The following is a 23,868-nucleotide window of genomic DNA, read 5'->3' on the forward strand; positions in this document are numbered from 1 at the left end:
TAGGTTAACCGATGAAATAAATATCTTCATTATGGTAAAATATAATATATCAACTGTAAGGAGTGATAGTTATGCCGGTAACCTTTTATTGGTACCCCAAATGCGGGACTTGCAAAAAAGCTAAACAATGGCTGGATGAACAAGGGATAAATTATACCTCCATACATATTGTGGAAGAACCCCCGACTTCTGATGAGCTGGTAAAACTAATTGATCGAAGTGATCTTCCTGCTCGTAAGTTTTTTAATACGAGTGGTAAAAAGTATAGAGAACTGAATATGAAGGAAAAACTGAAGGATGCTACTCAGGAAGAAATGATTGAATGGCTTGCTTCAGATGGCATGTTAATTAAAAGGCCTATTCTCACAGATGGAAACAAGGTCACTGTTGGTTTCAAGCCTGAGAATTTTCAGGAAGTGTGGGGCAGTGAGCAGAACATTGGAAATAAAAGCAGCTAGCTTTTATGTTTGTAATTGTTATAAATTATATTTAATTTAGTGGAGGGATTTCAATGAGTGTACCTAAAGATCTGCGTTACTCTGAAGAACACGAATGGGTTAAAGAAGAAGGCGGAAAAGTCCGTATCGGAATTACAGAATTCGCTCAATCTGAACTGGGGGATATTGTCTTTGTAGAGCTTCCTGAAGTAGGGGACGAGCTTGAAGCAGATGAGCCGTTTGGCAGTGTGGAATCTGTGAAAACTGTTTCAGAATTGTATGCTCCCTTAAGCGGTAAAGTTGTTGAAGTGAATGAAGAGCTTGAAGACAGCCCTGAATTCGTAAATGAATCCCCGTATGATAAAGCGTGGATGGTTATTGTGGAACCAGGCGATTCTTCTGAAATGGATGAATTAATGTCATCCGATCAATATGAAGAAATGATTAATGAAGATTAAAGTCTAGCAATTACCATGAGCAATTGTACAGGCAGGGCTACATATGATCCTTGTCTGACATGATCGTGTACCATATTAATCATGTTCAGACCATGCCCCTTTGGCATGGTCTGTTTCTATATAGTGGGTGATAGAAAATGGATGGAGAAAGAATCGTAATTGTTGAGGGGATAACGGATAAGCGAAAAATCAAAAAAATTCTTGCGGAAGACATAGAAATAATTTGTACACATGGAACACTTGGCATCGAACGGATGGAGGAACTGATCTATGATTACAATCTCGACGAGCGCAGGGTGTATATTCTTGTGGATGAAGACGACTCCGGTTATAAATTAAGAAAACAGCTGTCAGCAGAACTGCCTCATGCCGTACACATCTATATAGATAAAGCATTTCGGGAAGTGGCAGCCACTCCGGAGCCCGAATTAGCTAGAGCCTTATTAAATAGGCACTTTAAAGTAAAGTCCATTTATCTCATTTAGGAGGATCATAGTGCAGGAAATAGATTACAAGTCAGCAGGCCATGAGTTAGAAGAGCAAAACATTGGATTAACATTCATCCATACTCCTTTTTGTGGAACCTGCCACCTGGCGAGAAGAATGCTTACGACCATTGAGGTCACATATAACAGGGAATTATTTAAAGAGTGCAATGCTTCGCTGCATCCTGACTTAATGAAAACGTATCAAATTAAAAGTGTGCCCTGTCTTCTGGTAACCCATCAAGGAGAAATTGTAGAGAAAATTTATGCCTTTCATTCTGTTCCTTTTATGTACGACAAACTTTCTGAATATGTAAAAAAATAAATGAATTACCCGGTAAATGACGAACGATTCTTCGTTATTTTAGAAGGGATGACTCCTCCTTATCAAGAATTTATTTAACAAATAAAGGAGGAGTTAACAATGATGGAATTCATACAAGATTGGGTTAAACAAGTGAACCAGAGAACAGATCTTTTGCCCACTTGGCGAGAACGCACGCTTAACGTAATTCTTCTGGTCGGCAGTCTTAAAGTTTACCTGTATATAGATCATTCAGGTGTACATCTTAAAACAGATCATCAGGATAATGGGCATAATGATATTCGCTTGCAATCTTCCAGTAGTATTATGAAAACTTTATTTGCGGGAGAACAAAAGTTAACTTCTCTTCCCCAAACCACCATTAAAGTTCAAGGGGCGTACCGAAATATATTATTTATAGAATCACTTCTATTATTGGCTAGATAAGTTCACCGAGAGATTCTACAACGGATAAGAAATTTGCTTTATCCCCGAATTGTGAATGAATAAAACCATCCTTATTAATTATAACGGTGGTGGGTACGCCGTCGCTATTATACAAATCGTAAATTGTTCGTCCTTGGTCTTTAAGGGCTGGCTGAGATAAAAACTTTTCTGCATATTCTTCTGCCTCAGCTTCGCTCCGTTCACGTCCTGCTACATTTATAGTTATCATTTTTACTTTCTCATGATTCATTGTTTTATAAAGCTGTTCTTTTTTGGGTAAATCTTTCCCGCTATCGGGGCACCAGGAGGTCCAAAAAGTAAGTACTATGACTTTCCCCAGATCCTCTTTATTGTTATACGTTCCTTCCTTATTGATATATGGAAGTTCGAAACTTGGCGCATTCCTCAACGTGACCACTCCTTAATTGTTGACTTAATTTATAGCCCCATGCTAACATAATCATTAATTTAATAGCGACATCTTCACTTATCCAGAGAGGCAGAGGGACTGGCCCTTTGATGCCCGGCAACCGGTTCATGCAGATGAACACGGTGCTAATTCCTACAAAGTATCTTACTTTGGTAGATGAGAAGAGCGTTTTAAACGAACTCTTCTAAATAGCGAAGAGTTTTTATTTTGTCGAATTTACAGGATTATTATCAAGTTGACACGAAATTCTAACAATGCTAGAATCCTCTTTATAGTACGTACACGTATTAAAGTGATAATAAATTAATATAGTAAAATCTCTTATCCAGAGAGGCGGAGGGACTGGCCCTTTGATGCCCGGCAACCGGCAAGCTAAGACTTGGCAAGGTGCCAATTCCTGCAAGGTAATTCCTTGTGAAGATGAGAGAACAGATAAAGATTGTTACGCTAACCTTTCTGTTCTCAAGCAGAGAGGTTTTTTTATTGGAGGGAAGACGACATGATTTCAATTAAAGGCTTATCCAAAGTCTTTCGTACAAAACATCAGGAGGTCCGTGCCGTCGACGACCTTAGTCTACAGATAAAAAAAGGAGAGATTTACGGGGTTATCGGTTATAGCGGTGCTGGAAAAAGTACTTTTATAAGGCTGCTAAACCGCCTGGAAGATCCATCGGACGGCAAGGTCACCATCGATGATCAAGAATTAACTTCTCTAAACAAAGGGAAGCTGCGGGAGGCCCGTCAGGAGATTGGTATGATCTTTCAGCATTTTAATCTCTTGTGGTCTCGAACCGTCCACGATAATATAGCTTTTCCACTTGAAATAGCTGGCGTACCAAAAAGCGAAAGAACCAAACGTGTTAATGAATTAATAGACCTGGTGGGTCTTAGTGGACGAGGCAATTCTTACCCGTCTCAGTTAAGTGGCGGACAAAAACAAAGAGTTGGAATAGCTCGTGCGTTAGCGAATAAACCGAAAGTTCTTCTTTGTGATGAAGCGACGTCAGCTCTTGACCCAGAGACAACGGATTCTATTCTTGATCTATTAGTAGATATTAACGAGAAGCTTGGACTGACAATTGTACTCATCACCCATGAAATGCATGTGATTCGAAAGATTTGCCATCAGGTAGCCGTTATGGAGCAAGGTAAAATTGTGGAACAGGGAGACGTGCTTGATGTTTTCCTTTATCCAAAAGAACAGGTTACCAAGAAGTTTGTCGATCAGGTAATGGGAGACCCTGAACGGGAACATTCCCTTCAACTCATAAAAGACACCTATAAAACTGGTGAAATTCTTCGTCTGCACTTTGTAGGTGAGAGCACCAACCAGGCTTTAATCAGTGAAGTGTCCAGAAAATTTGTGCTAGATGTAAACATATTGCACGGAAAGATCACCCAAACCCAAAAGGGTGCGTATGGAACAATGTTTGTTCAATTCTTGGGTGATAAAGAAGAAATCACGCGTGCGATTGAATATATTCAATCCACCTCTGTAGAAGTGGAGGTGAGTCCAGATGATTAATCAGTTTTTCCCAAACGTCACTATGGATGATTTGATAACAGCTACTAATGAAACACTCTACATGACGCTTATCTCTGTAGCAGGTACGTTTATTTTAGGCTTACTGTTAGGTTTGCTTCTGTACTTGTCAGGTCCTGGAGGTCTGTGGCAGAACAAGATATTAAACTGGATAACTGCTTCAGTCGTTAATATATTCAGGGCTATACCTTTTATCATTTTAATTCTGTTATTATTCCCATTTACTGATTTTCTCATTGGCACTATTCGAGGTCCTAAAGCGGCACTCCCTGCGTTAATTATAGGTGGCGCGCCATTCTATGCACGGCTTGTTGAGATTGCATTGAAAGAAGTGGATAAAGGTGTCATAGAAGCTGCTAAATCGATGGGGTCTAAATCTTCTACTTTGATTTTTAAGGTGCTTCTTCCTGAGTCAATGCCAGCTCTGGTTTCCGGAATTACTGTTACAGCTATAGCTTTAATCGGATATACTGCGGTGGCGGGAGCGATCGGTGCCGGTGGTTTAGGTGACTTTGCCTATTTCTACGGCTTTCAGCGCAGCGACTTTGATGTTGTCTTTATTTGCACGATTCTCATTGTGATTATTGTTTTCATTTTCCAATTTATCGGGGACTTCGTTTCGAGAAAATTGGATAAAAGATAAAAATTTTATTACTAAAAAGGAGAGAGTATTCATGAAAAAAATCACACTCGGTATATTTACTTTATTATTAATTATTCTTTTATCAGCATGCGGTTCATCAGATGAAGGAAACTCAAGTTCGGAAGATAGCGGCGGCGACGGCGGTTCTGAAGAAGGAACTACTGAAATAGCTGTAGGAGCTACAAGTGTTCCACACGCAGAAGTACTTCAGGAAGCTAAACCATTGCTTGAAGAAAAAGGAATTACCCTGACCATTGAAGAATATCAGGATTACGTGCTTCCCAACCAGGACTTAGCAGAGGGTCGAATTGATGCAAACTATTTTCAGCACATCCCTTATTTAGAAACACAAATGCAAGAAAATGATTATGACTTTGTGAATCTTGGCGGTATTCATATTGAACCTATGGGTATTTATTCACAAAATATTTCAAGCGTTGATGAAGTTCCAGAAGGTACTACCCTGGTGATGAGCCGTTCAGTAGCTGACCATGGAAGAATTCTTTCGCTTCTTGAACGCGAAGGCCTGGTAAAATTAGATGAGAGCGTAGATAAAGTAGATGCTACAGTTGACGATATTGTTGAAAACCCGAAGAATCTTCAATTTGACTCCGGCGTTGATGCAGCGACACTACCTGAGATTTATAAACGAGAAGAAGATGCTCTAGTAGCGATTAATACGAACTACGCTATTGAAGCTGACTTGAATCCAAGTGAAGATTCATTGATCCTTGAAGGCTCTGAATCCCCTTATGTAAATGTGATTGCAGCCCAGAGTAAAGATAAAGATTCTGAGGCATTAAAAACACTAGTAGAAGTACTTCGTTCAGAAGAAATTCAATCCTTCATGAAGGAAGAATATAATGGAGCTGTTGTACCTGTAGATGGCAGCTCTGAATAACGGATAAGATAAGTGACTGCGGTTTATACTAACTGCAGTCACTTATTTTTATTGGGAGGTTAGAATGAGATGCAAGAACAACAAATGAATTGGACGCAGACATATTTACATGATTATAAAGAAGGTATGGGTGATTTCACTGAGAAAATGCCGGAAGTAGCCCATCAATTCAGTGAATTTACAGAAGCTTGTTTCAAAGAAGGTGAGCTGTCCAAGAAGCAAAAACAATTGATGGCGCTTGGAATAAGCATAGTAGCTCAAGATGAGTATTGTATGATCTATCATACAAAGGGCTGTGTCGATCAGGGTGCAACAGAAAAGGAAATACTGGAGGCATGTGGGGTAGCAGCTGCTTTTGGCGGAGGCGCGGCTTTGAGCCAGGCTGTAACTTTAGTTCAGGATGCTTATCTGGATTTAAATACCAGTGTCAATTAGTTAGAATAGTTAGAAAACTGAAGGAATACGGATGTATTCATATGTACTGGTTGAATCAAACGCTTTCATTTAAAAGAATCAATTAGAATCAGAAATTTCCGGGTTTATCCCTGTTTGTGCAGGGGTAAAGATTTATGGTACTCTGAATTGTGTAAATAATCTGAAAGGGTTGATTCGTTATTAGTGACCAACTGAATTTAAATTACACTGCTGAAATGGAAAAAGCCATGCATCAGGCTCATAATCTGAGTTATGCCGAGTACAGCAGCAAGTTGGATACACGTTTGAAAGTAGAAGAAAAACGCCAGAAAGAATTTGAACAAGGTCAGAAAATGTTTGCTCAACTAGATCGTCAATTGCATAGATAGGTTAAGCATTTGAAATCAGGTGATCTTTAGTCACCTGATTTTTTCATGTTATAATAATGTAGAAACATAGCAATATTACTCATAAATCGTTGAAAATCGGCTGTTTTCCATCAGAAGGAAAAAGTTGATATCAATTTCTAAATGATATAAGATTATAATGAGAATAAATTGAGAATGGTTCTACTATCTAAAATAAATAAACCCATTCCATTACTATAGATACTGGAGGTATTAATTATGGCAGGATCAACTTTAGAAATTAAAGATCTTCATGTGGAAATCGAAGGTCTAGAAATACTTAAAGGTGTAAATCTTACAATTAACGGCGGTGAATTTCACGCGGTTATGGGACCAAACGGAACAGGTAAATCTACTCTAGCCTCCGCTATTATGGGTCACCCTAAATATGAAGTAACTCAAGGTGAAATCTTATTAGACGGTGAGAATGTCCTTGAAATGGAAGTGGATGAGCGTGCGCAGGCAGGACTTTTCCTTGCTATGCAGTATCCTAGTGAAATCAGCGGTGTAACTAATTCCGATTTCCTGCGTTCTTCTATCAATGCCCAGCGTGAGGAAGGCGACGAAATTTCCCTTATGAAGTTCATTAAAGACATGGACTCTAAGATGGAAACATTGGATATGGATAAGAATATGGCTCAGCGTTATCTAAACGAAGGATTTTCTGGCGGCGAGAAAAAACGTAATGAAATCCTTCAGTTAATGATGATTCAGCCAGCTATTGCGATTCTTGATGAAATCGATTCTGGTCTCGACATCGACGCTCTTAAAGTCGTAGCTAAGGGTATCAATGAAATGCGTAACGATGCATTTGGCTGCTTAATCATTACTCACTATCAGCGTCTTCTAAACTACATTACTCCTGATAAAGTACACGTAATGATGCAAGGCCGCGTAGTTAAATCAGGCGGACCTGAGCTTTCCCAACGTCTTGAAGAAGAAGGTTACGACTGGATTAAGCAAGAATTGGGAATCGAAGACGAAACAATTGGTCAAAAAGCGTAACTAAGATAGGAGGGTTAACATGACAGTAGACGTCTCACTACCATACGACAAAGAGTATGTAACACAATTTTCCAATGGTTTACAAGAGCCAGAATGGATGAGAAACCTTCGATTGGGTGCCTTGGAAAAATCAGAATCACTTCAACTGCCTAAACCTGATAAGACAAATATAAGCAAGTGGAATTTCACTGAGTTCAAACACAATGTTCAAGGCGAAGTTATCGATTCACTTGAGGATTTACCAGCTGAAATTCAAGACTTTTTAGATAAAGAGAAAGAACAGCAAAACCTGGTTATTCAAAGAAACCATACGGTAGCCTATGCAGCAATTGATCAGGATTTAAAAGATCAAGGTGTTATTTTTACCGATATGGCTTCTGCTCTCAGAGATCATAGCGATCTAGTACAGAAATATTATATGAATGATGCTGTACACGTAGACGAACATCGTCTTACAGCCCTTCATGCCGCTTTAATGAATGGCGGAGTCTTCCTTTATGTACCTAAAAACGTACAAATTGAAGATCCTATTCAAGCTATTTTCTGGCAGGAGGATCCAAAAGCTTCTCTAATCAACCACATTCTCGTGGTAGCGGAAGAGAATAGCTCTGTAACGTATGTGGAGAATTATATCTCTAATAATAAAGAAGAGAAAACTTCAGCAAATAATGTTACTGAAGTAATTGCCAAAGACGGCGCCAAGGTTTCATTTGGTGCTGTTGATAACTTTGATTCTGGAACAACGGTTTATACGAACCGTCGAGGTGTTGCTTATCGTGATGCTGTGATTGAGTGGGCTCTAGGACAAATGAACGAAGGCGATACTGTATCTGAGAATATCACTCATTTAATTGGTGATAATTCTCATTCAAATGCGAAAACAGTAGCAATTGGCCGCGGTAGTCAAAAGCAGAACTTTACTGCAAATATTACCCACTTCGGACAAGGCTCAGATGGTTATATACTTCAGCATGGTGTTATGAAGGATAAAGCTTCTGCAATCTTTAATGGAATTGGCAAGATAGAGCATGGAGCTTCGAAATCTAATGCTGAACAAGAATCTCGTGTACTCATGCTTAGTAAAGATGCACGCGGCGATGCTAATCCGATTCTTCTTATAGATGAGGATGATGTAACTGCTGGTCACGCTGCTTCTGTCGGCCGAGTGGATCCTGTACAGCTTTACTATCTAATGAGCCGCGGTATTTCCAAGTTTGAAGCAGAACGCCTCATTATTCATGGATTCCTTGCTCCCGTTGTTAAACAGCTTCCTGTGGAAGCCGTTAAACGTCAACTAACCCAGGTAATTGAAAGGAAAGTATATTAATGGATATCAATGCGGTACGCAATGAATTCCCGATTCTTCATCAGGAAGTAAATGGCCATCCGCTTGTATATCTGGATTCATCCGCAACATCTCAAAAGCCGATTAAGGTCATTGAAAAACTTGATGAATATTATCGCGGATATAACTCAAATGTTCATAGAGGCGTTCACACGCTGGGAACATGGGCAACGGATGAGTATGAAGGTGCTCGTGAAAAGGTGAGAAGGTTTATTAATGCTTCCAGTACCCAGGAAGTAATCTTCACTCGCGGAACAACGACAGCCATTAATACCGTTGCGTCAAGTTATGGAAGAGCCAACCTCAAGGAGGGTGATGAAATTGTCATCACCCCAATGGAGCACCATAGTAATATCATTCCATGGCAGCAAGTGGCAAAAGAAACAGGGGCTGTTTTAAAATATATGCCTCTTCAGGCTAATGGAACGATTAACTTGGAAGATGCACGGGAAACAATTACTAAGAACACAAAAATTGTGGCTATCATGCATGTTTCCAACGTTCTTGGAACGATAAATCCAATAAAAGAACTAGCATCCATTGCTCATGAAAATGATGCGGTTATGTTAGTAGACGGTGCGCAGAGTGCACCGCACATGAAAATTGATGTTCAAGATTTGGATGCAGATTTTTATGCTTTTTCCGGCCACAAGATGTGTGGACCAACTGGAATTGGAGTTCTTTATGGTAAAAAAGCTCTCCTTAAAAATATGGAACCTGCTGAATTCGGGGGAGAAATGATTGATTTCGTAAATTGGTACGATTCAACGTGGAAAGACTTGCCTTGGAAATTTGAAGCAGGCACTCCCATTATTGCTGGAGCCGTTGGTTTAGGAGCCGCGATCGACTTTTTGAATGAAGTCGGTCTGGACGAAATCAAAAAACATGAACAAAAATTGGCTGCTTATGCGCAAGATAGAATGCAGCAAGTGGAAGGTATGACGATTTACGGACCGAAAGAACGAGCAGGTCTTGTTACGTTTAACCTCTCTGATGTTCACCCTCACGATTTAGCGACCGTTTTGGATGCTGAAGGAATTGCCGTTCGTGCAGGTCATCACTGCGCTCAGCCTTTAATGAGATGGCTTGAAGTGTCAGCAACGGCGCGCGCCAGCTTTTATCTGTACAATACAGAAGAAGAAATTGATAAACTTGTTGAAGGATTACAAACAACAAAGGAGTATTTTGGCGATGTCTTTTAACAATTTAGATACACTTTATCGCCAGGTCATTATGGATCACTATAAAAACCCGCGTAATCGAGGGGCGATTGAAGGAGATCATATGACAGTGGATATGAATAATCCGACCTGTGGTGATCGCATACAACTTCAATTGCAAGTAGAGGATAATCTGGTTAAAGATGCCAAGTTTGATGGCGAAGGATGCTCCATCAGCATGTCCTCTGCTTCCATGATGACTCAGGCAATCAAAGGAAAACCCGTGGAAAAAGCGCTTAAGATGTCTGAACTCTTTTCAGAGCTCATGCAAGGAAATGAAGTGGACACTGACGAGCTTGACCTTGGAGATATAGAAGCATTACAGGGAGTTTCTAAGTTCCCAGCACGTATCAAATGCGCTACATTAGCCTGGAAGGCTATGGAGAAAGGCGTAGATGAAGAAAAGCAGGATTAAGCTTTTGTCAATACCAAAAGGAGGTATATAATCATGGCTAAAGAAGCACCAGAAGTTGGAGAGTATCAATATGGATTCCATGAAAAAGACATTTCTATTTTCCGTACCCAAAAAGGTTTAACGAAGGAAGTCGTGGAACAAATCTCCAATTATAAACAAGAGCCTCAGTGGATGCTTGATTTCCGCCTGAAAGCTTTAGAACAGTTTTATAAAATGCCTATGCCGCAATGGGGCGGAGACTTATCAGAATTGAATTTCGATGATATCACTTACTACGTGAAACCATCTGAACGTTCTGAACGTTCCTGGGACGAAGTTCCTGAAGAAATTAAAAATACGTTTGATCGTTTAGGTATTCCAGAAGCTGAGCAGAAATATCTTTCAGGTGTATCAGCTCAGTATGAATCAGAAGTGGTTTATCATAATATGGAAAAAGATCTTGAAGATCTGGGTGTTATATTTAAAGATACAGACTCCGCTCTTAAAGAGAACGAAGATCTTTTCAGAGAATATTTCGGTAAAGTGATTCCACCATCTGATAATAAGTTTTCTGCACTAAACTCTGCGGTTTGGTCTGGCGGATCATTCATTTATGTTCCTAAAGATACAAAAGTAGAGACACCATTGCAGGCTTATTTCCGAATTAACTCAGAAAACATGGGTCAATTCGAACGGACATTGATTATCGCAGATGAAGGTTCTTCTGTTCACTATGTGGAGGGATGTACAGCACCTACCTATTCATCCAGTTCACTTCATAGTGCGGTTGTAGAAATCTTTGTTAAAGATAATGCTTACTGCCGTTATACAACGATTCAAAACTGGGCGAATAATGTTTATAACCTAGTTACAAAACGTGCAGTAGCTGATTCCAATGCGACAATGGAATGGGTGGATGGAAACCTTGGTTCTAAGCTAACCATGAAATACCCAGCCGTTATCCTTAAAGGTGAAGGCGCGCGCGGAATGACTCTTTCCATTGCCCTTGCCGGAAAAGGACAGCATCAGGATGCCGGCGCGAAAATGCACCATCTTGCCCCTAATACGTCTTCTACGATCGTTTCGAAATCGATTTCGAAACATGGAGGTAAAGTTACGTATCGCGGGATTGTCCAATTTGGTCGTAAAGCCGAAGGTGCACGTTCGAACGTAGAATGTGACACGTTAATTATGGATAACGAATCTACTTCAGATACCATTCCTTATAATGAGATCATGAACGAAAATATCTCTTTGGAACACGAAGCCAAAGTTTCTAAAGTATCTGAAGAACAACTATTCTATCTTATGAGCCGCGGTATTTCTGAAGAAGAAGCAACTGAAATGATCGTAATGGGCTTCATTGAACCATTCACGAAAGAACTGCCAATGGAATATGCCGTAGAAATGAACCGTCTAATTAAATTCGAAATGGAAGGTTCTATCGGTTAATTCAATTTAATTCTTACACTGAAAGTACAGGTGGTTTCTCCACCTGTACTTTTTTATGCAATACATTTATGCGTTTTAACCAGGACTGATATTTTTAATTCTTAACATAGGCTAGATGTTTTAAGAATAGAAAACATGATACTATAATATTATCTATAGAGATAAAGGATGTTTTAAAATGGTCATCCTCATGTTTATGATCGGTTTAGTAACAGCATTAGTTGGAAGCATCGCGGGTTTAGGCGGCGGTGTTATTTTAGTACCTGTATTACTATTTTTAGGAGATAAGCTAAGTACTTTCGACTGGGTAAGCCCGCAGTCAATAGTTGGAATTTCGCTGGTGGTCATGATATTTACAGGAATGTCCTCTGCTCTTTCCTATTTGAAGCATGACCGTGTAGATAAAAAAATCGGATATGTTTTTCTAATAGGAAGTGTTCCTGGGGGAATTATAGGCTCGTGGTTAAATCAATTTTTTAAAACTGATATGTTTTCTTTATTGTTTGGCTGCATTATGATTGTAGTTTCTTTACTGTTTTTTATACCGAGGAAAACTCCAGGGACCTATTTGTTTAATAAAGGTCTCAAAAGAGAGAAGGTTATTGAAGGAACAACTTATACTTATCAGATGCCGATTGCTTTAGGTCTTATTCTATCCCTTGGAGTGGGAATGCTGTCGGGGTTGCTCGGCATTGGCGGGGGCTCTCTAATGGTGCCTGCGATGATTTTATTGTTCAATATACCCGCCCACATTGCAACGGCTACTTCGATGTTCATGATTTTCTTTGCGAGCATCTCAAGCTCGGCTACTCATATCTTTCTAGGTCACGTCGAATGGGCTTATACACTCTATTTTATTCCAGGGGCATACTTGGGAGGAACGCTCGGGGCTCGTTTTAACCGACTTCTAAAAGGACAAGCTGTCGAATGGTTTCTAAGGGTATTATTGATCTTAATCGGTATCCGTTTAATATGGCAAGGAATTGGATAAGGAGACTGATGATGAAGGAAAAATTATTTTTTTATTATACAAGTGATTTACATAGTCATTTTGAGAATTGGCCCCAAATCGTCGGCTACTTTAAAAGGAAGAAAGATCAGCACAACCGGAAAGGTGAGAACTTCTGGTTAATGGACAACGGAGACCATGTGGATCGATTTCATCCGATAGCGGAAGGGTTAATGGGAAAAGGTAACGTGGAACTTTTGAATCAAGCTGGCTATCATCTCGCGAATTTAGGGAATAATGAAGGAATCACGCTTTCGAGTGAGGATCTTTATACCCTTTATGATAAGGCGAATTTTGAAGTGATCTGTGCGAATCTCAGTTACGGTGAGGGAGACCAGCCTAAATGGCTGAAGTCACACGATATTCTAATCTCTAATAAGGGAACAAAGATTGGGCTGATTGGATTGACAGCTCCTTTTAAAACATTTTATAAACAGCTTGGCTGGCAAGTTGAATCTCCTTATGATGCATTGGATGAGTTGTTAAATGAGGTCCGTGAACAATCGGATATTGTGATCCTTCTTTCTCATTTAGGTATTAATGATGATGAAGAAATTGCACGTCGATATGAAGGGATAGATGTCATTGTTGGCGGCCACACTCACCACTTATTCCAGAATGGTGAATATACGGAGAATTCGCTTTTAACAGCTGCCGGAAAACATGGCACTCATCTGGGAGAAATTCTATTAGAATGGGATACCGAACAAAGAAAATTAATGAAAAAAGAAGCATACGCGATTCCCACTGAGAATTTACGCAAAGATGAGAAAGTCACACAGGATGTACAGGTGATGAGGGAAAGAGCCATAGACCTCTTACAAACTCCCATAACGAAGTTAACTAAGCCCTTATATATAGGCTGGTTTCAAGAGACTTCTTTAATGTCCAGACTTACCATAGAACTACAGAAGTGGACAAATTCAGACGTGGCTATGCTGAATGCGGGTATTTTATTAGATCATTTAAGAGAAGGGGAAGTAACTTATCAAGATGTGCACCGGATCTGTCCTCACCCCATGAACCCTTGTAAAGTAGAATTGAAAGGGGATGAACTACTGGAAGTTATCCGGGTAGCTCATACAAGAAAGTTAACTGAAATCCGCTTGAAAGGATTTGGCTTTCGTGGAGAAGTAATCGGAAAAATGGTTTTTGCAGGCGTGGAAATTGAAACGAAAGAGTCGCAGGATGGTGAAGAACGCGTAGTAAGAGTCACGAAAAATGGCATTCCTATTGATCAGGAGAAATCCTATACTCTCTCAACCGCTGATACATTCACATTTGGCAGGCTGTTTCCTGAAATTGCTTATGCACCCAATAAGTCTTATTATATGCCTGAGTTACTCCGGGATTTACTATCGGAAGCTCTAAAAACATATGAATAGTAGGTCTATCCCTTTATATAGGGGGCCAAGAATCAAAGTTATCATTATTTCTATGCCTAAATCTCTTCTGGACTACATATAGTTAGTTCAGGAGGGGTTGTTTTAATGGGGAAAACTAAAGTTACAAATGGGCCCTCAATTGGGAAAAGAATCGTTTTGACGTTCTTGTTTTTTTTACTATTCACTGCTTTGAGCCTCTGGCTAATTAACCGGGGAATTACTCCGGCACTCATTGGTATAGCTGAAACAAAAACCCAGCAATTGGCAAGAGATGCAATCAATGAAGCCGTCAATAAACAAATAGCGGAAGACCTACAATTTAATGATTTAGTTAAAATGGAAAAAGATGATAAGGGAAATGTCGTTTATATGGGCTGGAATTCAGTTGTTGTGAACAGGGTGCTGAGAAATACTACGTACCGTGTCCAAAACTTTCTAAAAAGAATGGAACTAAACGAATTACCAATGGAAGATACAACACTTGAGCCTGACATTGATCCTAATATGACCCAGGAGGAACTAGGTGAACAGCCCGCAACATTAATTGAGATTCCGGTCGGACAGGCGACGAATAATTCGCTTCTCGCTAACCTGGGTCCTAAAGTACCGGTTCAATTACGAGTGATTGGGGATGTACAGTCAAACTTCCAAAGTGAAATTACAGAGTACGGTATTAATGCAGCATTATTTCAATTATCTATTCATATTGAGGTAAACGTAAGGATTGTTATTCCTTTCTCCACTGAAACGACAACCGTTGCGACAGATATTCCTATAGACACAGCTACTATTTTAGGAGAAGTTCCTGACTTCTATGGTGGTCAAGGAGAAGCCCCAGACAAATCACCATCTTTTTCCTTTCCGATGGATGCCTTGCAATAATGTAACTATACTGATAGAATTGCATGGAAATAAATATGCGTGACCTTATCAGATCGGTGAGGTAGAGGTGCAGACGTCATTAGTAATCAATGGGAGCCAGGCAAGCTAGGATCATTGATGAAAGGGATGAGTTTCTGCCGAAGTGTACGATAGTGTTGTCAGACTATCCTATGCTGGTGTATATCTGAAGAAGAGACACACTGTCATGCATGCTCTTTTGGGTGCATGGGGCGCTACTGATCGAAATGGAGGATAATCAAGTTGCTACAGGCAATGATAGGTTATTTTCTACTATCATTGTCTTTTTTTATTCCTCATTTTTATAGGCAGTAGCCTTCCTACTCCCGTTTACATCAAAAGATTTACGGAGGGAATGTCATGGAAGGAACGATTTATTCATTAATTCCGGCAGTATTAATGCTGGTCCTTGTCTTGGTAACAAGAAGAGTAATTCTATCACTTGGTATAGGGATTATTATCGGAGCATTTATGCTTACGGGAATTGATCTCAAAGAAGGTTTAGTATTAATCTGGTCGTTATTTTCGACTATTTTCGTAAGTGAAGGAGCTCTCAATACTGGGAACCTTTATCTGTTATCATTCTTATTTTTATTAGGGATCACTACAGCCTTTATGACTGCCTCGGGGGGAAGTAAGGCCTTCGGAAAATGGGCTGTTGAGAAAATCCGCACAAGAAAAGGGGCAAAACTGCTTCCGGCTGTGTTAGGTATTATCATTTTTATTGATGATTATTTTAACGCGTTAGCTGTTGGTCAGGTGGCCAGACCTGTAACAGACCGTTACAAAATATCAAGGGCTAAGCTTGCCTATTACATTGATTCTACATCTGCTCCCATTACCGTTATTTCTCCGATATCGAGTTGGGGTGCTTATATCATTGGCACGATCGGAAGTATTTTAGCAGCTAATGAAATTTCTAACTATCAGGCATTGGAAGCCTTTATACTAATGATTCCAGCCAATTATTATGTGTTCGCTGCGCTACTTCTAGTCTTTCTCACTATCTTTTTGAAGCTCGACATTGGAGCTATGCGTACGCATGAGAAGAGAGCTTTAGATACTGGTCAGCTAACTAACCCCGAAGGAGATGTTCCAGGGGATTTAAATGATGAGTTTAAGCAGCATAACAATGGCAAAATTGCCCATCTAATCCTGCCAATTGGAGCGCTTGTGGCGGGGACAGTAGCGGCTATGGTATTCACAGGTATTCGAAATACGGAGGGTGCCGTAGATCTGCTTGCGATTTTTGCAAATACCAATGTGAATATTTCCTTATTTATAGGAGGACTAGCAGCCGTTGTTACGGCAGGTGTTTTATATGCAGGACAGCCTGGACCAAAGTCGGGAGCACCGCTTGTATTCTGGGAAGGAATTAAAGCCATGCTCCCCGCCATTTATATATTAGTTTTTGCGTGGATGATTGGAGATATTATCAGTCAGTTGCAAACAGGTGAATATTTAGCTCAGCAGTTCCGCCAGGCGGATATTAATGTTGCTTACCTGCCCTTGCTTATTTTTATCATTTCCGGATTCATGGCACTTTCCACGGGAACTTCCTGGGGAACCTTTGGAATCATGCTTCCGATAGCAGGGGAGATAGCAGCTGTTACGGAGCCGGCCATGATTCTGCCTGCTCTATCAGCTGTACTGGCTGGTTCTGTATTTGGAGACCATTGTTCGCCTATTTCAGATACAACAATATTATCCTCTACAGGGGCAGGTGCAAACCATATCGACCACGTACTCACACAGCTTCCTTATGCAGGTATAGCTGCTGTAGCGGCCTCGATTGGATATATTCTTCTTGGCCTAACAGGTCAAGTGTGGATTCCACTGTTAGCAACCCTGGCTGTTGTGGTGCTTATAGGTATATTGATTCATTCCTTAACATCCTCAGTTGAGAAGAAATAAACGTTATAATTATCCTAAGGATAGAGACCTTTCAAGGTCTCTATCCTTTTTTTGTTATTTTTGTTAAATTCTAAATATTTTAAAATAACTTTGACAACCCCTAAACGGATGGTTATAATTTAAGCAGAAATAATCAGAAAAAAATAAAAATTTTGAAACATCCTCTCATTCCTGATTTAGGGTTAAATGAGGGGTTATATAAATAAAAGGGGGCCTTTCACATGGAAAATCGTGCACAATGGGGGACGCGAGTTGGTTTCCTGCTAGCTGCTATGGGGTCAGCTATCGGGCTTGGTAACATCTGGCGTTTTCCTGCCACTGCTTACGACAGCGGCGGAGGAGCATTTATCGTACCTTATCTATTTGCTTTACTTACAGCAGGTATTCCGCTTTTAATCATGGAATATACCATCGGTCATAAATACCGTGGGTCTGCACCAAAGTCTTTCGGGAGAATTAAAAAGGGCTTTGAATGGATGGGATGGTGGCAAGTTGCCATATCATTTGTTATTTCTACTTATTATGCTGTTATTATTGCCTGGGCAATTATGTATGCTTTTTATTCTTTCAACTTATCTTGGGGCGATGACCCAACAGCATTTTTCGTAGGAGATTTTCTGGAGCTGGCCGATGCCGGGGTTATTGGCGGACTTGTTCCGAAAGTACTCCTGCCTTTGCTTGCCGTTTGGGTAATTACTTTAGGGTTTTTAGCGCGAGGAGTTAAAAAAGGGATTGAAGTAGCTAATAAAATCTTCATTCCTCTACTTGTCGTCTTATTCTTAATTATAGTCGTCAGAGCAGTGACGCTTGAAGGAGCTGCTGATGGTCTATCAGCATTCTTTACGCCGGAATGGAGCAGGATAGCAGATCCTAACGTATGGGTGGCAGCATACGGACAAATCTTCTTCAGTTTATCAATTGCCTTTGCCATCATGGTAACTTATTCTTCTTATCTGCCGAAGAAGTCAGACATTACGAACAATGCCTTTATAACCGGGTTTGCTAACTCGTCATTTGAAATTTTAGCTGGTATTGGTGTGTTTGCAGCCGTAGGATTTATGGCATTCCAATATGATACATCTGTAAGTCAACTGGCTGCTGAACGTGGAGTCGGGGGGATTGGACTAGCATTTATGGTATTCCCTGAAATTGTTAGCCAAATTCCGGGAATACCTGGACTGTTTGGATTCTTATTCTTTGCTTCCCTTGTTCTTGCCGGTCTCTCTTCCTTAATTTCCATTACAGAAACGTATGTAGCAGCTGTATCGGAGAAATTTAATGTGTCCCGTATTAAAGCTGTACTCTTAGGAGGCGGTCTGTCAGCAGTTATTTCCCTTCTTTACGCTACAAGAGGCGGACTAAGCATTCTGGATACGGTCGATCATTTCATCAACACGTTTGGAGTGGCATTATCGGGTCTCGTAGAGATTGTGGCGCTTGCATGGCTGGCACGCAGTATTAAAGGTCTGAAAGAACATGCGAACCAAACTTCTGATATTATGCTGGGCAACTGGTGGGTAGTTTGTCTACAGGTTATTACACCTATTGTCCTTGGATACATGATGATTCAGAATCTTATTCTTGAGTTGTCATCTGCGTATGAAGGCTACCCTGTGACTTTATTAGTTGTTGGTGGCTGGTTAGTGGCTATTGCAGCTATTGTTATAGGCGTTCTTTTCTCAATGAAGAAATGGCCGCACAATGAGTTAGAATTCAATGAAGATGAAGACTCGAAGGGGAGTGCTAGATAATGGCGATTATTATGTTTATTATCACCATAGGAATTATATGGGGCGGACTTGCGCTCAGCATTACCCACGCGGTCCGAAAATCAAAAAGTTAAAATAATAAAAACCGGAATGGTGAATTCAATCACCATTCCGGTTTTTTTAGTTGACCATACGCTCCCATTTTTTTAGAAATGGATATGGATCGAACGCCCATTCATTTTTACCGTTATCCTGGTACATACCGTAGTGTAAGTGTGGAGGGAATTTACCCGAAGTTCCTGGTGGCCCATAACCGGAAGCTCCGACGGATCCTATTACGTCTCCTGGCTGTACCACGTCTCCCACTTCGATATTATCTGCAAATCCGTTTAGATGTGCATAATAGTGATAAATGTTGTAAATATCACGAATACCCACTCGCCAGCCCCCAAATTTGTTCCAGCCCTTCATTTCAATTACACCATAAGTGGTGGACTTGACAGGTACTCCATAATTAGCAAAGATATCCGTACCTTCATGAATGCGTCGTCCCCCAAAACCACGGGCATCACCCCAGGTGCTCCTATAGCTGTAATTGGCTTCTGTTGGTACGGGAAAGTCTCTTTTTGTCAAAGAGACTGTCTGGAATTTTTTGAATACTTCCGCAGTATTCATAATGGTTTGCACGGTTAAATCACGCTTATAGTAGTTGAATAAAGCAATTTTAATATCATCTTCTGAGGTACCATAAGATTGAATGTATTGTCCAATGGTCCAAAGGACATCTTCATCATTTTCAATTTCTGCTTTGTTATCGCCATTGCCGTCAGCCCCCCACCCATTGGGAAAGAAATCCACAGGCATTTCGCCTGCGCTCCCTGTCCAAAAAAAGGGTTCAGGTTTAATAGCTGTGACCCGTCCTTCTTTAGGATCATCATGGACCTGGCGTTCATATTGATCAACAGCCGCAAGGTACTCCCATGGAATATTTGTAAGAGCTTCTGTTTTTTTATACAAGGCCATTCTTGCCTGACTTTCCTGATCTGCGTATATATGTTCACTTCCAAAGCTCATCAATACAAAAAAGATAAGCGATATACCTAAACATTTCATTAATATTCACCTACGATGGTTTTTGATACTGTTAGCATGAACTACATGCTTAATGTTATGTTTGGAAATGAAAGGCAGATTAGATTATCAGGTCTCTGTACCAGGTCTATCATCAGGCCCCATATTTGGACCTTCACTGGGCTGGTCGCTGTCATTTTCAGGTACTTTACCTTGCGGAGATTTCTTCATTTTCTTAATAATACTGTCGATCACTTCCGTATATTGTTCATCATATACAGTGGAAGTACTTACACTTTGGATGTCTCCAAATGAAGCTGGGTTATCGGATACAAAAACGTGGTAAAAGCTTGGTACTAACGAATAAGCAGTCTTTTGAACCATATCAGCTGCTTGCTCTCGGTCGTGATTATTGGGAGGCTGGTAAGCGACGAGAATTTCGTTATCTGTAACTAAAGTAGCAACATCTTCAAATCCATCATATCGCAGAATCATTCTTGTAATCATGTCAGCCATTTGTTCACGATTAACTTTAATATCTCGATTTTTTTCAGCTTCCTGATCCAATTGGTCTTTCTTAAATCTTACATATCCCACTTGCCCTTCAAGAGGCTGATTATTGTAATTATCCATAGCGTTTCCGTTTAGAGTATCTCCATCACGTGTTTCTTCTTCTCGGTCTGTTGTTTCGTTACAGCCTGCGATCATAATCAGACAGGCTAATAAAATAGGTAAAATGGTTAGCTTTTTCACTTCTGTTCCTCCTTATTAATCGGTTTCACTTAGGTTGAACTTTTTTTTATGAATCATACTTATTTTGTAAAGTTGTATTTCCGCGTTATTCGGGAAATATGATACACTTATGTCAGGATAGAGGTGATAGACGTGGTAGAAATTTCAGGTAAGAACTTTGAAATCGTAGAGAATCATCGAGATGCCTTTCAACAGGAAGATGTAGAAGGAAGATTTAGCGATATATTAAGTAAATATGATTTTATAGTTGGCGACTGGGGATATGGTCAGCTTCGTCTTAAAGGTTTTTTTGATGATCAAAACCCAAAAGCCACATTCGATACAAAAATTAGTACGCTTGAAGATTATTTGTATGAGTACTGCAACTTTGGCTGTGCCTATTTTGTGTTGAAGCGTGTACATCAGTAAAACCGGCGGGCCTAAGGCCCGTCGGTTTTTTGTGGTAAGAAAAAGTGATTTATTCGGATTCTTCTTCTGAAGGTTTTATATCCCGGTTTTTCTCGTCATGAATAGGATGGGCGCCATCCTCTTGACGTTGAAGGTCTTGGTGCAATGCCTTATATTCATAGTTGAACGCGCTGTAGTAACGCTGTTGTTCTGTCCAGGGAGCACTCTTCTCATTGGAAACAGGTTTATCTTTATTTCTTGGGGCACCATAAGGTCCCTCAGGAAGTTGTTCAGGCGTTAAATAATTACGCTGCGCCTCTACATTAGCAAAATCAGAATAAAGCTTTTTATCTTTTCTGCTCATAAAAAAACCTCCCTTGGCTCTTAGTTTTTCCAGGGGAGGTTTCTTTATTCAAAGGAGATCGGGAAGATAGTTCCTTAACTCTTCAGCTTCAATAGCACTTAATTGGAACAAATGTTCCAAATGACCATCTTTCCTAATTGTTTCAAGATCCAACAATGCTTGACGATTTTTGTGAAGGTTAATAACCATCGTCTGGTTATTAAAATGAGCAGCTTTCATTAAAGCAAGCTCGAAACGATGGCTCCCGGCTGTAAAGCATACAAACCGGGTGCTAGTCTCCTGAGTAAAGTCCTCTAGGAGAGGTCTTTGAGCCATGAAATTTCAACTCCTATTCTTCATTCATTACTAAATGGGGCTTATAATCCAAATGATGGTGAGCTTTAATAAATCGCACGGTTCTAGTTTTAGCCCGCATGACAATTGAATCTGTTTGGGCCAGGTCACCACCTAAGAATTTTACTCCATCCAACAGTTCTCCTTCGGTCACACCGGTTGCTGCGAAGATCGCATCATCACTTTTCACCAGATGATCGAGCGTCAAGTGTTGTAAGGGGTCTTCCAGTCCCATTTGGCGACAACGTTCTATTTCTTCTTCATCTTGCGGAGCAAGCCTGGCCTGCATATCTCCACCTAAACTTTTAATAGCTGCAGCCGAGATGACACCTTCGGGGGCACCGCCTTTCCCTACGAAAAGATCTACTCCTGTTTCCGGGAGGCAGGTGGCAATGGAAGCACCTACATCTCCATCACCAAACAATTTTACACGGGCACCCTTTTTGATAACACGATCAATAATATCCTGGTGGCGATCACGTTCTTGAATGATAACCGTTAAATCCCGGACACGTTTATTATTCGCGCGGGCCACAATATCGATCGTGCGTTCAATAGGATCATCTATATGGATGAGACCTTTAGCGTACTTTCCTACAGCAATCTTGTCCATATACATATCGGGAGCATGAAGCAGAGCCCCACGTTCTGCTGCAGCTATAACAGCAACAGCATTATTATGCCCTTTTGACACAATATTAGTACCTTCTAAAGGGTCAACAGCAATATCCACGGAAGGTCCTGTTTTATTTCCCAATTCTTCACCGATATAAAGCATTGGGGCTTCGTCTAGTTCACCTTCCCCAATTACAACGACCCCTTCCATTGATACGGAATCAAACATCGTTCTCATGGCAGTAGTTGCTGCATCATCAGCACTCATTTTATCGCCTCTGCCCATCCATTGAGCTGAGGCAACAGCTGCAGCTTCCGTTACTCTCACCAATTCCAGTGCTAATTCTCTATCCATATATTCTCCCCCGATTCATGTTAAAATTAGTATACACTAATAAAAAGTTGCGTAAGTAATATCACCTTTTTTTAATTAAAACCATGCATTATGTTATCATATTTAAGAGATTTGTGTGAAAAAAGTTTTTGTGCGGAGGTATTAGGATGTATTTTGTAAATCGTGAAAAGATTGAAGAGATTTTAACGTATATGGAAAAAATCTTAGATGAATATTCAAAGTCATCGTACCATTCATTTTCAGATAAGCTTGCGATTGAACGTCTCACTCATATTAGTATTGAAGCTATTATAGATGTAGGTAATATGATGATTGACGGCTTTATTATGCGAGATCCAGGGAGTTATGAGGATATAATTGACATTCTTACTGATGAACAAGTACTGCCTGAAGAAGAACAGGAAGGGTACAAACAATTGATTGGTATTAGAAAAATGATTGTCCAGAATTATACGGCAGTTGATCACCATACTATTAAGGACATTTGGAGCCGTCAGTTTAATGAAATCCAAAGATTCCCTGATCGTATACGATATTACTTAAATCATGAATTGGGCCCCGTATCAGCATTTTCCAACGACAATAAATAGTCATTAGATCAATAATCATGATAAAATAGTCGCGTGTATAACGCGATTTTTTATTTGGTTATTAGCCAATGGTGTTAGTGCGTAGGCTTTGTTAATGAAGATGATGGTGCATGTGAGTCTTATTAAACTAAAGGGCCGTTATCTGTAAGACTCAGTTTCGAGATATCTTTGGTCCGTTGCTTAATATAGAGAGGGGCTGGCTACGGAAACAACTCGCTTTCCTGCGGGGGAACTGGCAAGCCTCCTCGGTCGCTGTCACTCCCTGTGGGGTCTCGCCTAGCTCCTTCTCCCGCGGGAGTCTCGTCGTTTCCTTCGCCACCCAGCCAATATCGGATAAAACGGCCCCTTCTATAAGAGAAGTAAGCGTCCTGAATCAGTCTTACATGCTTATATAGCGGGGTTTATACACTTGAATACGCTAGATATTCAGCTTCGCTATCAGGTTAATTATCTTTATTTAGCAGGCATCTTCGAAGAGGATTTCGAGCTCCAAATTTCGCAAGGTCCGGAGGGGGACGATGAAGACTCCTGTGGGATGAACATGATCGGTAAGATCCCGGAAGGCGAAGCCTGAGGAAGCTTACCACATGGGATGTTC

At 40.4% G+C, this 23,868-nt stretch carries 29 protein-coding genes, 1 pseudogene and 3 riboswitches; of the genes and pseudogenes, 24 read left to right on the top strand and 6 right to left on the bottom strand.

Translation table 11 applies throughout. The annotated features are described in order from the left end of the window. The first annotated feature begins 71 nt into the window (after positions 1 to 71). The 5 genes from WAM07_RS14265 (at position 72) to WAM07_RS14285 (ending at position 2,131) form a co-directional block, all read left to right on the top strand. On the top strand, positions 72 to 458 hold the full coding sequence (locus WAM07_RS14265) for an arsenate reductase family protein (protein ID WP_422167890.1): 387 nt from the start codon (positions 72 to 74) through the stop codon (positions 456 to 458). Between the two features lie 53 nt (positions 459 to 511). Beyond that, positions 512 to 895, top strand: a complete 384-nt coding sequence (gene gcvH / locus WAM07_RS14270) for a glycine cleavage system protein GcvH (RefSeq protein ID WP_422167892.1) — start codon at positions 512 to 514, stop codon at positions 893 to 895. 137 nt (positions 896 to 1,032) lie between these two features. After that, entirely contained in the window at positions 1,033 to 1,380 is a 348-nt protein-coding gene (locus tag WAM07_RS14275; protein WP_422167894.1) for a toprim domain-containing protein, read from the top strand. Positions 1,381 to 1,390: 10 nt separating this feature from the next. Beyond that, on the top strand, positions 1,391 to 1,705 hold the full coding sequence (locus WAM07_RS14280; protein ID WP_422167896.1) for a thioredoxin family protein: 315 nt from the start codon (positions 1,391 to 1,393) through the stop codon (positions 1,703 to 1,705). Between the two features lie 99 nt (positions 1,706 to 1,804). Then, positions 1,805 to 2,131 (top strand): hypothetical protein, encoded by a 327-nt coding sequence (locus tag WAM07_RS14285; protein WP_422167898.1) that lies wholly within the window; start codon positions 1,805 to 1,807, stop codon positions 2,129 to 2,131. Here the strand turns inward: WAM07_RS14285 and WAM07_RS14290 are convergent. Further along, on the bottom strand, positions 2,124 to 2,540 hold the full coding sequence (locus WAM07_RS14290) for a TlpA family protein disulfide reductase (RefSeq protein ID WP_422167900.1): 417 nt from the start codon (positions 2,538 to 2,540) through the stop codon (positions 2,124 to 2,126). The genes WAM07_RS14285 and WAM07_RS14290 overlap by 8 nt on opposite strands. 75 nt (positions 2,541 to 2,615) lie before the next feature. After that, positions 2,616 to 2,724: riboswitch (SAM riboswitch) on the top strand. Between the two features lie 155 nt (positions 2,725 to 2,879). Beyond that, positions 2,880 to 2,988, top strand: a riboswitch (SAM riboswitch). A 72-nt stretch (positions 2,989 to 3,060) separates the two neighbouring features. Between WAM07_RS14290 and WAM07_RS14295 the strand changes: the two genes are divergently transcribed. From WAM07_RS14295 to WAM07_RS14370, 16 genes are all read left to right on the top strand, one after another. Then, entirely contained in the window at positions 3,061 to 4,086 is a 1,026-nt protein-coding gene (locus WAM07_RS14295; RefSeq protein WP_422167902.1) for a methionine ABC transporter ATP-binding protein, read from the top strand. Beyond that, positions 4,079 to 4,747 carry a methionine ABC transporter permease gene (locus WAM07_RS14300; protein ID WP_014644166.1) on the top strand — a complete coding sequence of 223 codons (669 nt, stop codon included), beginning with the start codon at positions 4,079 to 4,081 and terminating at the stop codon, positions 4,745 to 4,747. Before WAM07_RS14295 ends, WAM07_RS14300 begins: the two co-directional genes overlap by 8 nt. A 31-nt stretch (positions 4,748 to 4,778) precedes the next feature. Then, on the top strand, positions 4,779 to 5,648 hold the full coding sequence (locus tag WAM07_RS14305; protein WP_422167904.1) for a MetQ/NlpA family ABC transporter substrate-binding protein: 870 nt from the start codon (positions 4,779 to 4,781) through the stop codon (positions 5,646 to 5,648). 69 nt (positions 5,649 to 5,717) lie between these two features. Further along, positions 5,718 to 6,083, top strand: a complete 366-nt coding sequence (locus tag WAM07_RS14310; RefSeq protein ID WP_422167906.1) for a carboxymuconolactone decarboxylase family protein — start codon at positions 5,718 to 5,720, stop codon at positions 6,081 to 6,083. Between the two features lie 227 nt (positions 6,084 to 6,310). Beyond that, the gene (locus tag WAM07_RS14315) at positions 6,311 to 6,451 is read left to right on the top strand and encodes a hypothetical protein (RefSeq protein WP_173380435.1); all 141 of its coding nucleotides are present in this window, start codon (positions 6,311 to 6,313) and stop codon (positions 6,449 to 6,451) included. 237 nt (positions 6,452 to 6,688) lie between these two features. Further along, a complete protein-coding gene (sufC, locus tag WAM07_RS14320; protein ID WP_089751755.1) occupies positions 6,689 to 7,474 on the top strand; it encodes a Fe-S cluster assembly ATPase SufC in 786 nt (261 codons plus the stop codon). 19 nt (positions 7,475 to 7,493) lie between these two features. Further along, the gene (gene sufD, locus WAM07_RS14325) at positions 7,494 to 8,801 is read left to right on the top strand and encodes a Fe-S cluster assembly protein SufD (protein WP_422167909.1); all 1,308 of its coding nucleotides are present in this window, start codon (positions 7,494 to 7,496) and stop codon (positions 8,799 to 8,801) included. Continuing rightward, on the top strand, positions 8,801 to 10,021 hold the full coding sequence (locus tag WAM07_RS14330) for a cysteine desulfurase (protein ID WP_422167911.1): 1,221 nt from the start codon (positions 8,801 to 8,803) through the stop codon (positions 10,019 to 10,021). The genes sufD and WAM07_RS14330 overlap by 1 nt, the downstream gene beginning before the upstream one ends. Further along, a complete protein-coding gene (gene sufU, locus WAM07_RS14335) occupies positions 10,011 to 10,454 on the top strand; it encodes a Fe-S cluster assembly sulfur transfer protein SufU (protein ID WP_014644159.1) in 444 nt (147 codons plus the stop codon). Before WAM07_RS14330 ends, sufU begins: the two co-directional genes overlap by 11 nt. Positions 10,455 to 10,487: 33 nt before the next feature. Next, a complete protein-coding gene (gene sufB, locus WAM07_RS14340) occupies positions 10,488 to 11,885 on the top strand; it encodes a Fe-S cluster assembly protein SufB (RefSeq protein WP_422167913.1) in 1,398 nt (465 codons plus the stop codon). 178 nt (positions 11,886 to 12,063) lie between these two features. After that, on the top strand, positions 12,064 to 12,876 hold the full coding sequence (locus WAM07_RS14345; RefSeq protein ID WP_422167915.1) for a sulfite exporter TauE/SafE family protein: 813 nt from the start codon (positions 12,064 to 12,066) through the stop codon (positions 12,874 to 12,876). A gap of 11 nt (positions 12,877 to 12,887) precedes the next feature. Continuing rightward, entirely contained in the window at positions 12,888 to 14,279 is a 1,392-nt protein-coding gene (locus tag WAM07_RS14350; protein ID WP_422167917.1) for a bifunctional metallophosphatase/5'-nucleotidase, read from the top strand. A gap of 105 nt (positions 14,280 to 14,384) precedes the next feature. After that, positions 14,385 to 15,161 (top strand): sporulation protein YunB, encoded by a 777-nt coding sequence (gene yunB, locus WAM07_RS14355; RefSeq protein WP_422167919.1) that lies wholly within the window; start codon positions 14,385 to 14,387, stop codon positions 15,159 to 15,161. 54 nt (positions 15,162 to 15,215) lie between these two features. After that, positions 15,216 to 15,405, top strand: a riboswitch (Lysine riboswitch). Positions 15,406 to 15,539: 134 nt separating this feature from the next. Next, positions 15,540 to 17,093, top strand: a complete 1,554-nt coding sequence (locus tag WAM07_RS14360) for a Na+/H+ antiporter NhaC family protein (protein WP_422167920.1) — start codon at positions 15,540 to 15,542, stop codon at positions 17,091 to 17,093. 221 nt (positions 17,094 to 17,314) lie between these two features. Beyond that, positions 17,315 to 18,844 (top strand): sodium-dependent transporter, encoded by a 1,530-nt coding sequence (locus tag WAM07_RS14365; protein WP_422167922.1) that lies wholly within the window; start codon positions 17,315 to 17,317, stop codon positions 18,842 to 18,844. Next, positions 18,844 to 18,936, top strand: coding sequence for a MetS family NSS transporter small subunit (locus WAM07_RS14370; RefSeq protein ID WP_224894136.1), 93 nt, complete (start codon positions 18,844 to 18,846; stop codon positions 18,934 to 18,936). Before WAM07_RS14365 ends, WAM07_RS14370 begins: the two co-directional genes overlap by 1 nt. Before the next feature lie 46 nt (positions 18,937 to 18,982). On the opposite strand, the pseudogene WAM07_RS14375 reads toward WAM07_RS14370, so the two are convergent. Further along, positions 18,983 to 19,828 (bottom strand): annotated as a pseudogene (locus WAM07_RS14375) (M23 family metallopeptidase); the annotation flags it as partial. Between the two features lie 174 nt (positions 19,829 to 20,002). After that, positions 20,003 to 20,626 carry a YhcN/YlaJ family sporulation lipoprotein gene (locus WAM07_RS14380; protein ID WP_422167924.1) on the bottom strand — a complete coding sequence of 208 codons (624 nt, stop codon included), beginning with the start codon at positions 20,624 to 20,626 and terminating at the stop codon, positions 20,003 to 20,005. Positions 20,627 to 20,758: 132 nt separating this feature from the next. Between WAM07_RS14380 and WAM07_RS14385 the strand changes: the two genes are divergently transcribed. After that, complete coding sequence (locus tag WAM07_RS14385) at positions 20,759 to 21,034, top strand: YutD family protein (protein WP_224894134.1); 276 nt, start codon at positions 20,759 to 20,761, stop codon at positions 21,032 to 21,034. Positions 21,035 to 21,083: 49 nt separating this feature from the next. Here the strand turns inward: WAM07_RS14385 and WAM07_RS14390 are convergent, their stop codons facing one another. Genes WAM07_RS14390 through glpX form a run of 3 tightly spaced genes read right to left on the bottom strand, consistent with a single transcriptional unit; the run spans position 21,084 to position 22,680 of the window. Next, positions 21,084 to 21,377, bottom strand: a complete 294-nt coding sequence (locus WAM07_RS14390; RefSeq protein ID WP_089751744.1) for a cytosolic protein — start codon at positions 21,375 to 21,377, stop codon at positions 21,084 to 21,086. 48 nt (positions 21,378 to 21,425) lie between these two features. Further along, positions 21,426 to 21,692 (bottom strand): DUF3055 domain-containing protein, encoded by a 267-nt coding sequence (locus tag WAM07_RS14395; RefSeq protein ID WP_224894133.1) that lies wholly within the window; start codon positions 21,690 to 21,692, stop codon positions 21,426 to 21,428. Between the two features lie 13 nt (positions 21,693 to 21,705). Beyond that, on the bottom strand, positions 21,706 to 22,680 hold the full coding sequence (gene glpX / locus WAM07_RS14400) for a class II fructose-bisphosphatase (RefSeq protein WP_422167926.1): 975 nt from the start codon (positions 22,678 to 22,680) through the stop codon (positions 21,706 to 21,708). A 146-nt stretch (positions 22,681 to 22,826) separates the two neighbouring features. On the opposite strand from glpX, the gene hepT reads away from it, so the two are divergent. Then, on the top strand, positions 22,827 to 23,270 hold the full coding sequence (hepT, locus tag WAM07_RS14405) for a type VII toxin-antitoxin system HepT family RNase toxin (protein ID WP_422167928.1): 444 nt from the start codon (positions 22,827 to 22,829) through the stop codon (positions 23,268 to 23,270). 409 nt (positions 23,271 to 23,679) lie between these two features. Continuing rightward, entirely contained in the window at positions 23,680 to 23,844 is a 165-nt protein-coding gene (locus WAM07_RS14410; RefSeq protein ID WP_422167930.1) for a hypothetical protein, read from the top strand. The last annotated feature ends 24 nt before the right edge of the window (positions 23,845 to 23,868 follow it).

The organism is Halobacillus sp., from assembly GCF_049282395.1.
Classification (GTDB): Bacteria; Bacillota; Bacilli; order Bacillales; family Halobacillaceae; genus Halobacillus.

Bases quoted from the DNA above. Each gene is read 5' to 3' on its own strand.
- hepT (WP_422167928.1), top strand. From the start codon at position 22,827: ATGTATTTTGTAAATCGTGAAAAGATTGAAGAGATTTTAACGTATATG.
- WAM07_RS14370 (WP_224894136.1), top strand. From the start codon at position 18,844: ATGGCGATTATTATGTTTATTATCACCATAGGAATTATATGGGGCGGA.
- WAM07_RS14365 (WP_422167922.1), top strand. From the start codon at position 17,315: ATGGAAAATCGTGCACAATGGGGGACGCGAGTTGGTTTCCTGCTAGCT.
- WAM07_RS14295 (WP_422167902.1), top strand. From the start codon at position 3,061: ATGATTTCAATTAAAGGCTTATCCAAAGTCTTTCGTACAAAACATCAG.
- gcvH (WP_422167892.1), top strand. From the start codon at position 512: ATGAGTGTACCTAAAGATCTGCGTTACTCTGAAGAACACGAATGGGTT.
- WAM07_RS14315 (WP_173380435.1), top strand. From the start codon at position 6,311: ATGCATCAGGCTCATAATCTGAGTTATGCCGAGTACAGCAGCAAGTTG.
- WAM07_RS14350 (WP_422167917.1), top strand. From the start codon at position 12,888: ATGAAGGAAAAATTATTTTTTTATTATACAAGTGATTTACATAGTCAT.
- WAM07_RS14300 (WP_014644166.1), top strand. From the start codon at position 4,079: ATGATTAATCAGTTTTTCCCAAACGTCACTATGGATGATTTGATAACA.
- yunB (WP_422167919.1), top strand. From the start codon at position 14,385: ATGGGGAAAACTAAAGTTACAAATGGGCCCTCAATTGGGAAAAGAATC.
- sufD (WP_422167909.1), top strand. From the start codon at position 7,494: ATGACAGTAGACGTCTCACTACCATACGACAAAGAGTATGTAACACAA.
- WAM07_RS14395 (WP_224894133.1), bottom strand. From the start codon at position 21,692: ATGGCTCAAAGACCTCTCCTAGAGGACTTTACTCAGGAGACTAGCACC.
- sufU (WP_014644159.1), top strand. From the start codon at position 10,011: ATGTCTTTTAACAATTTAGATACACTTTATCGCCAGGTCATTATGGAT.
- WAM07_RS14345 (WP_422167915.1), top strand. From the start codon at position 12,064: ATGGTCATCCTCATGTTTATGATCGGTTTAGTAACAGCATTAGTTGGA.
- WAM07_RS14330 (WP_422167911.1), top strand. From the start codon at position 8,801: ATGGATATCAATGCGGTACGCAATGAATTCCCGATTCTTCATCAGGAA.
- WAM07_RS14275 (WP_422167894.1), top strand. From the start codon at position 1,033: ATGGATGGAGAAAGAATCGTAATTGTTGAGGGGATAACGGATAAGCGA.
- WAM07_RS14305 (WP_422167904.1), top strand. From the start codon at position 4,779: ATGAAAAAAATCACACTCGGTATATTTACTTTATTATTAATTATTCTT.
- WAM07_RS14360 (WP_422167920.1), top strand. From the start codon at position 15,540: ATGGAAGGAACGATTTATTCATTAATTCCGGCAGTATTAATGCTGGTC.
- WAM07_RS14265 (WP_422167890.1), top strand. From the start codon at position 72: ATGCCGGTAACCTTTTATTGGTACCCCAAATGCGGGACTTGCAAAAAA.
- WAM07_RS14310 (WP_422167906.1), top strand. From the start codon at position 5,718: ATGCAAGAACAACAAATGAATTGGACGCAGACATATTTACATGATTAT.
- sufC (WP_089751755.1), top strand. From the start codon at position 6,689: ATGGCAGGATCAACTTTAGAAATTAAAGATCTTCATGTGGAAATCGAA.
- WAM07_RS14390 (WP_089751744.1), bottom strand. From the start codon at position 21,377: ATGAGCAGAAAAGATAAAAAGCTTTATTCTGATTTTGCTAATGTAGAG.
- glpX (WP_422167926.1), bottom strand. From the start codon at position 22,680: ATGGATAGAGAATTAGCACTGGAATTGGTGAGAGTAACGGAAGCTGCA.
- sufB (WP_422167913.1), top strand. From the start codon at position 10,488: ATGGCTAAAGAAGCACCAGAAGTTGGAGAGTATCAATATGGATTCCAT.
- WAM07_RS14285 (WP_422167898.1), top strand. From the start codon at position 1,805: ATGATGGAATTCATACAAGATTGGGTTAAACAAGTGAACCAGAGAACA.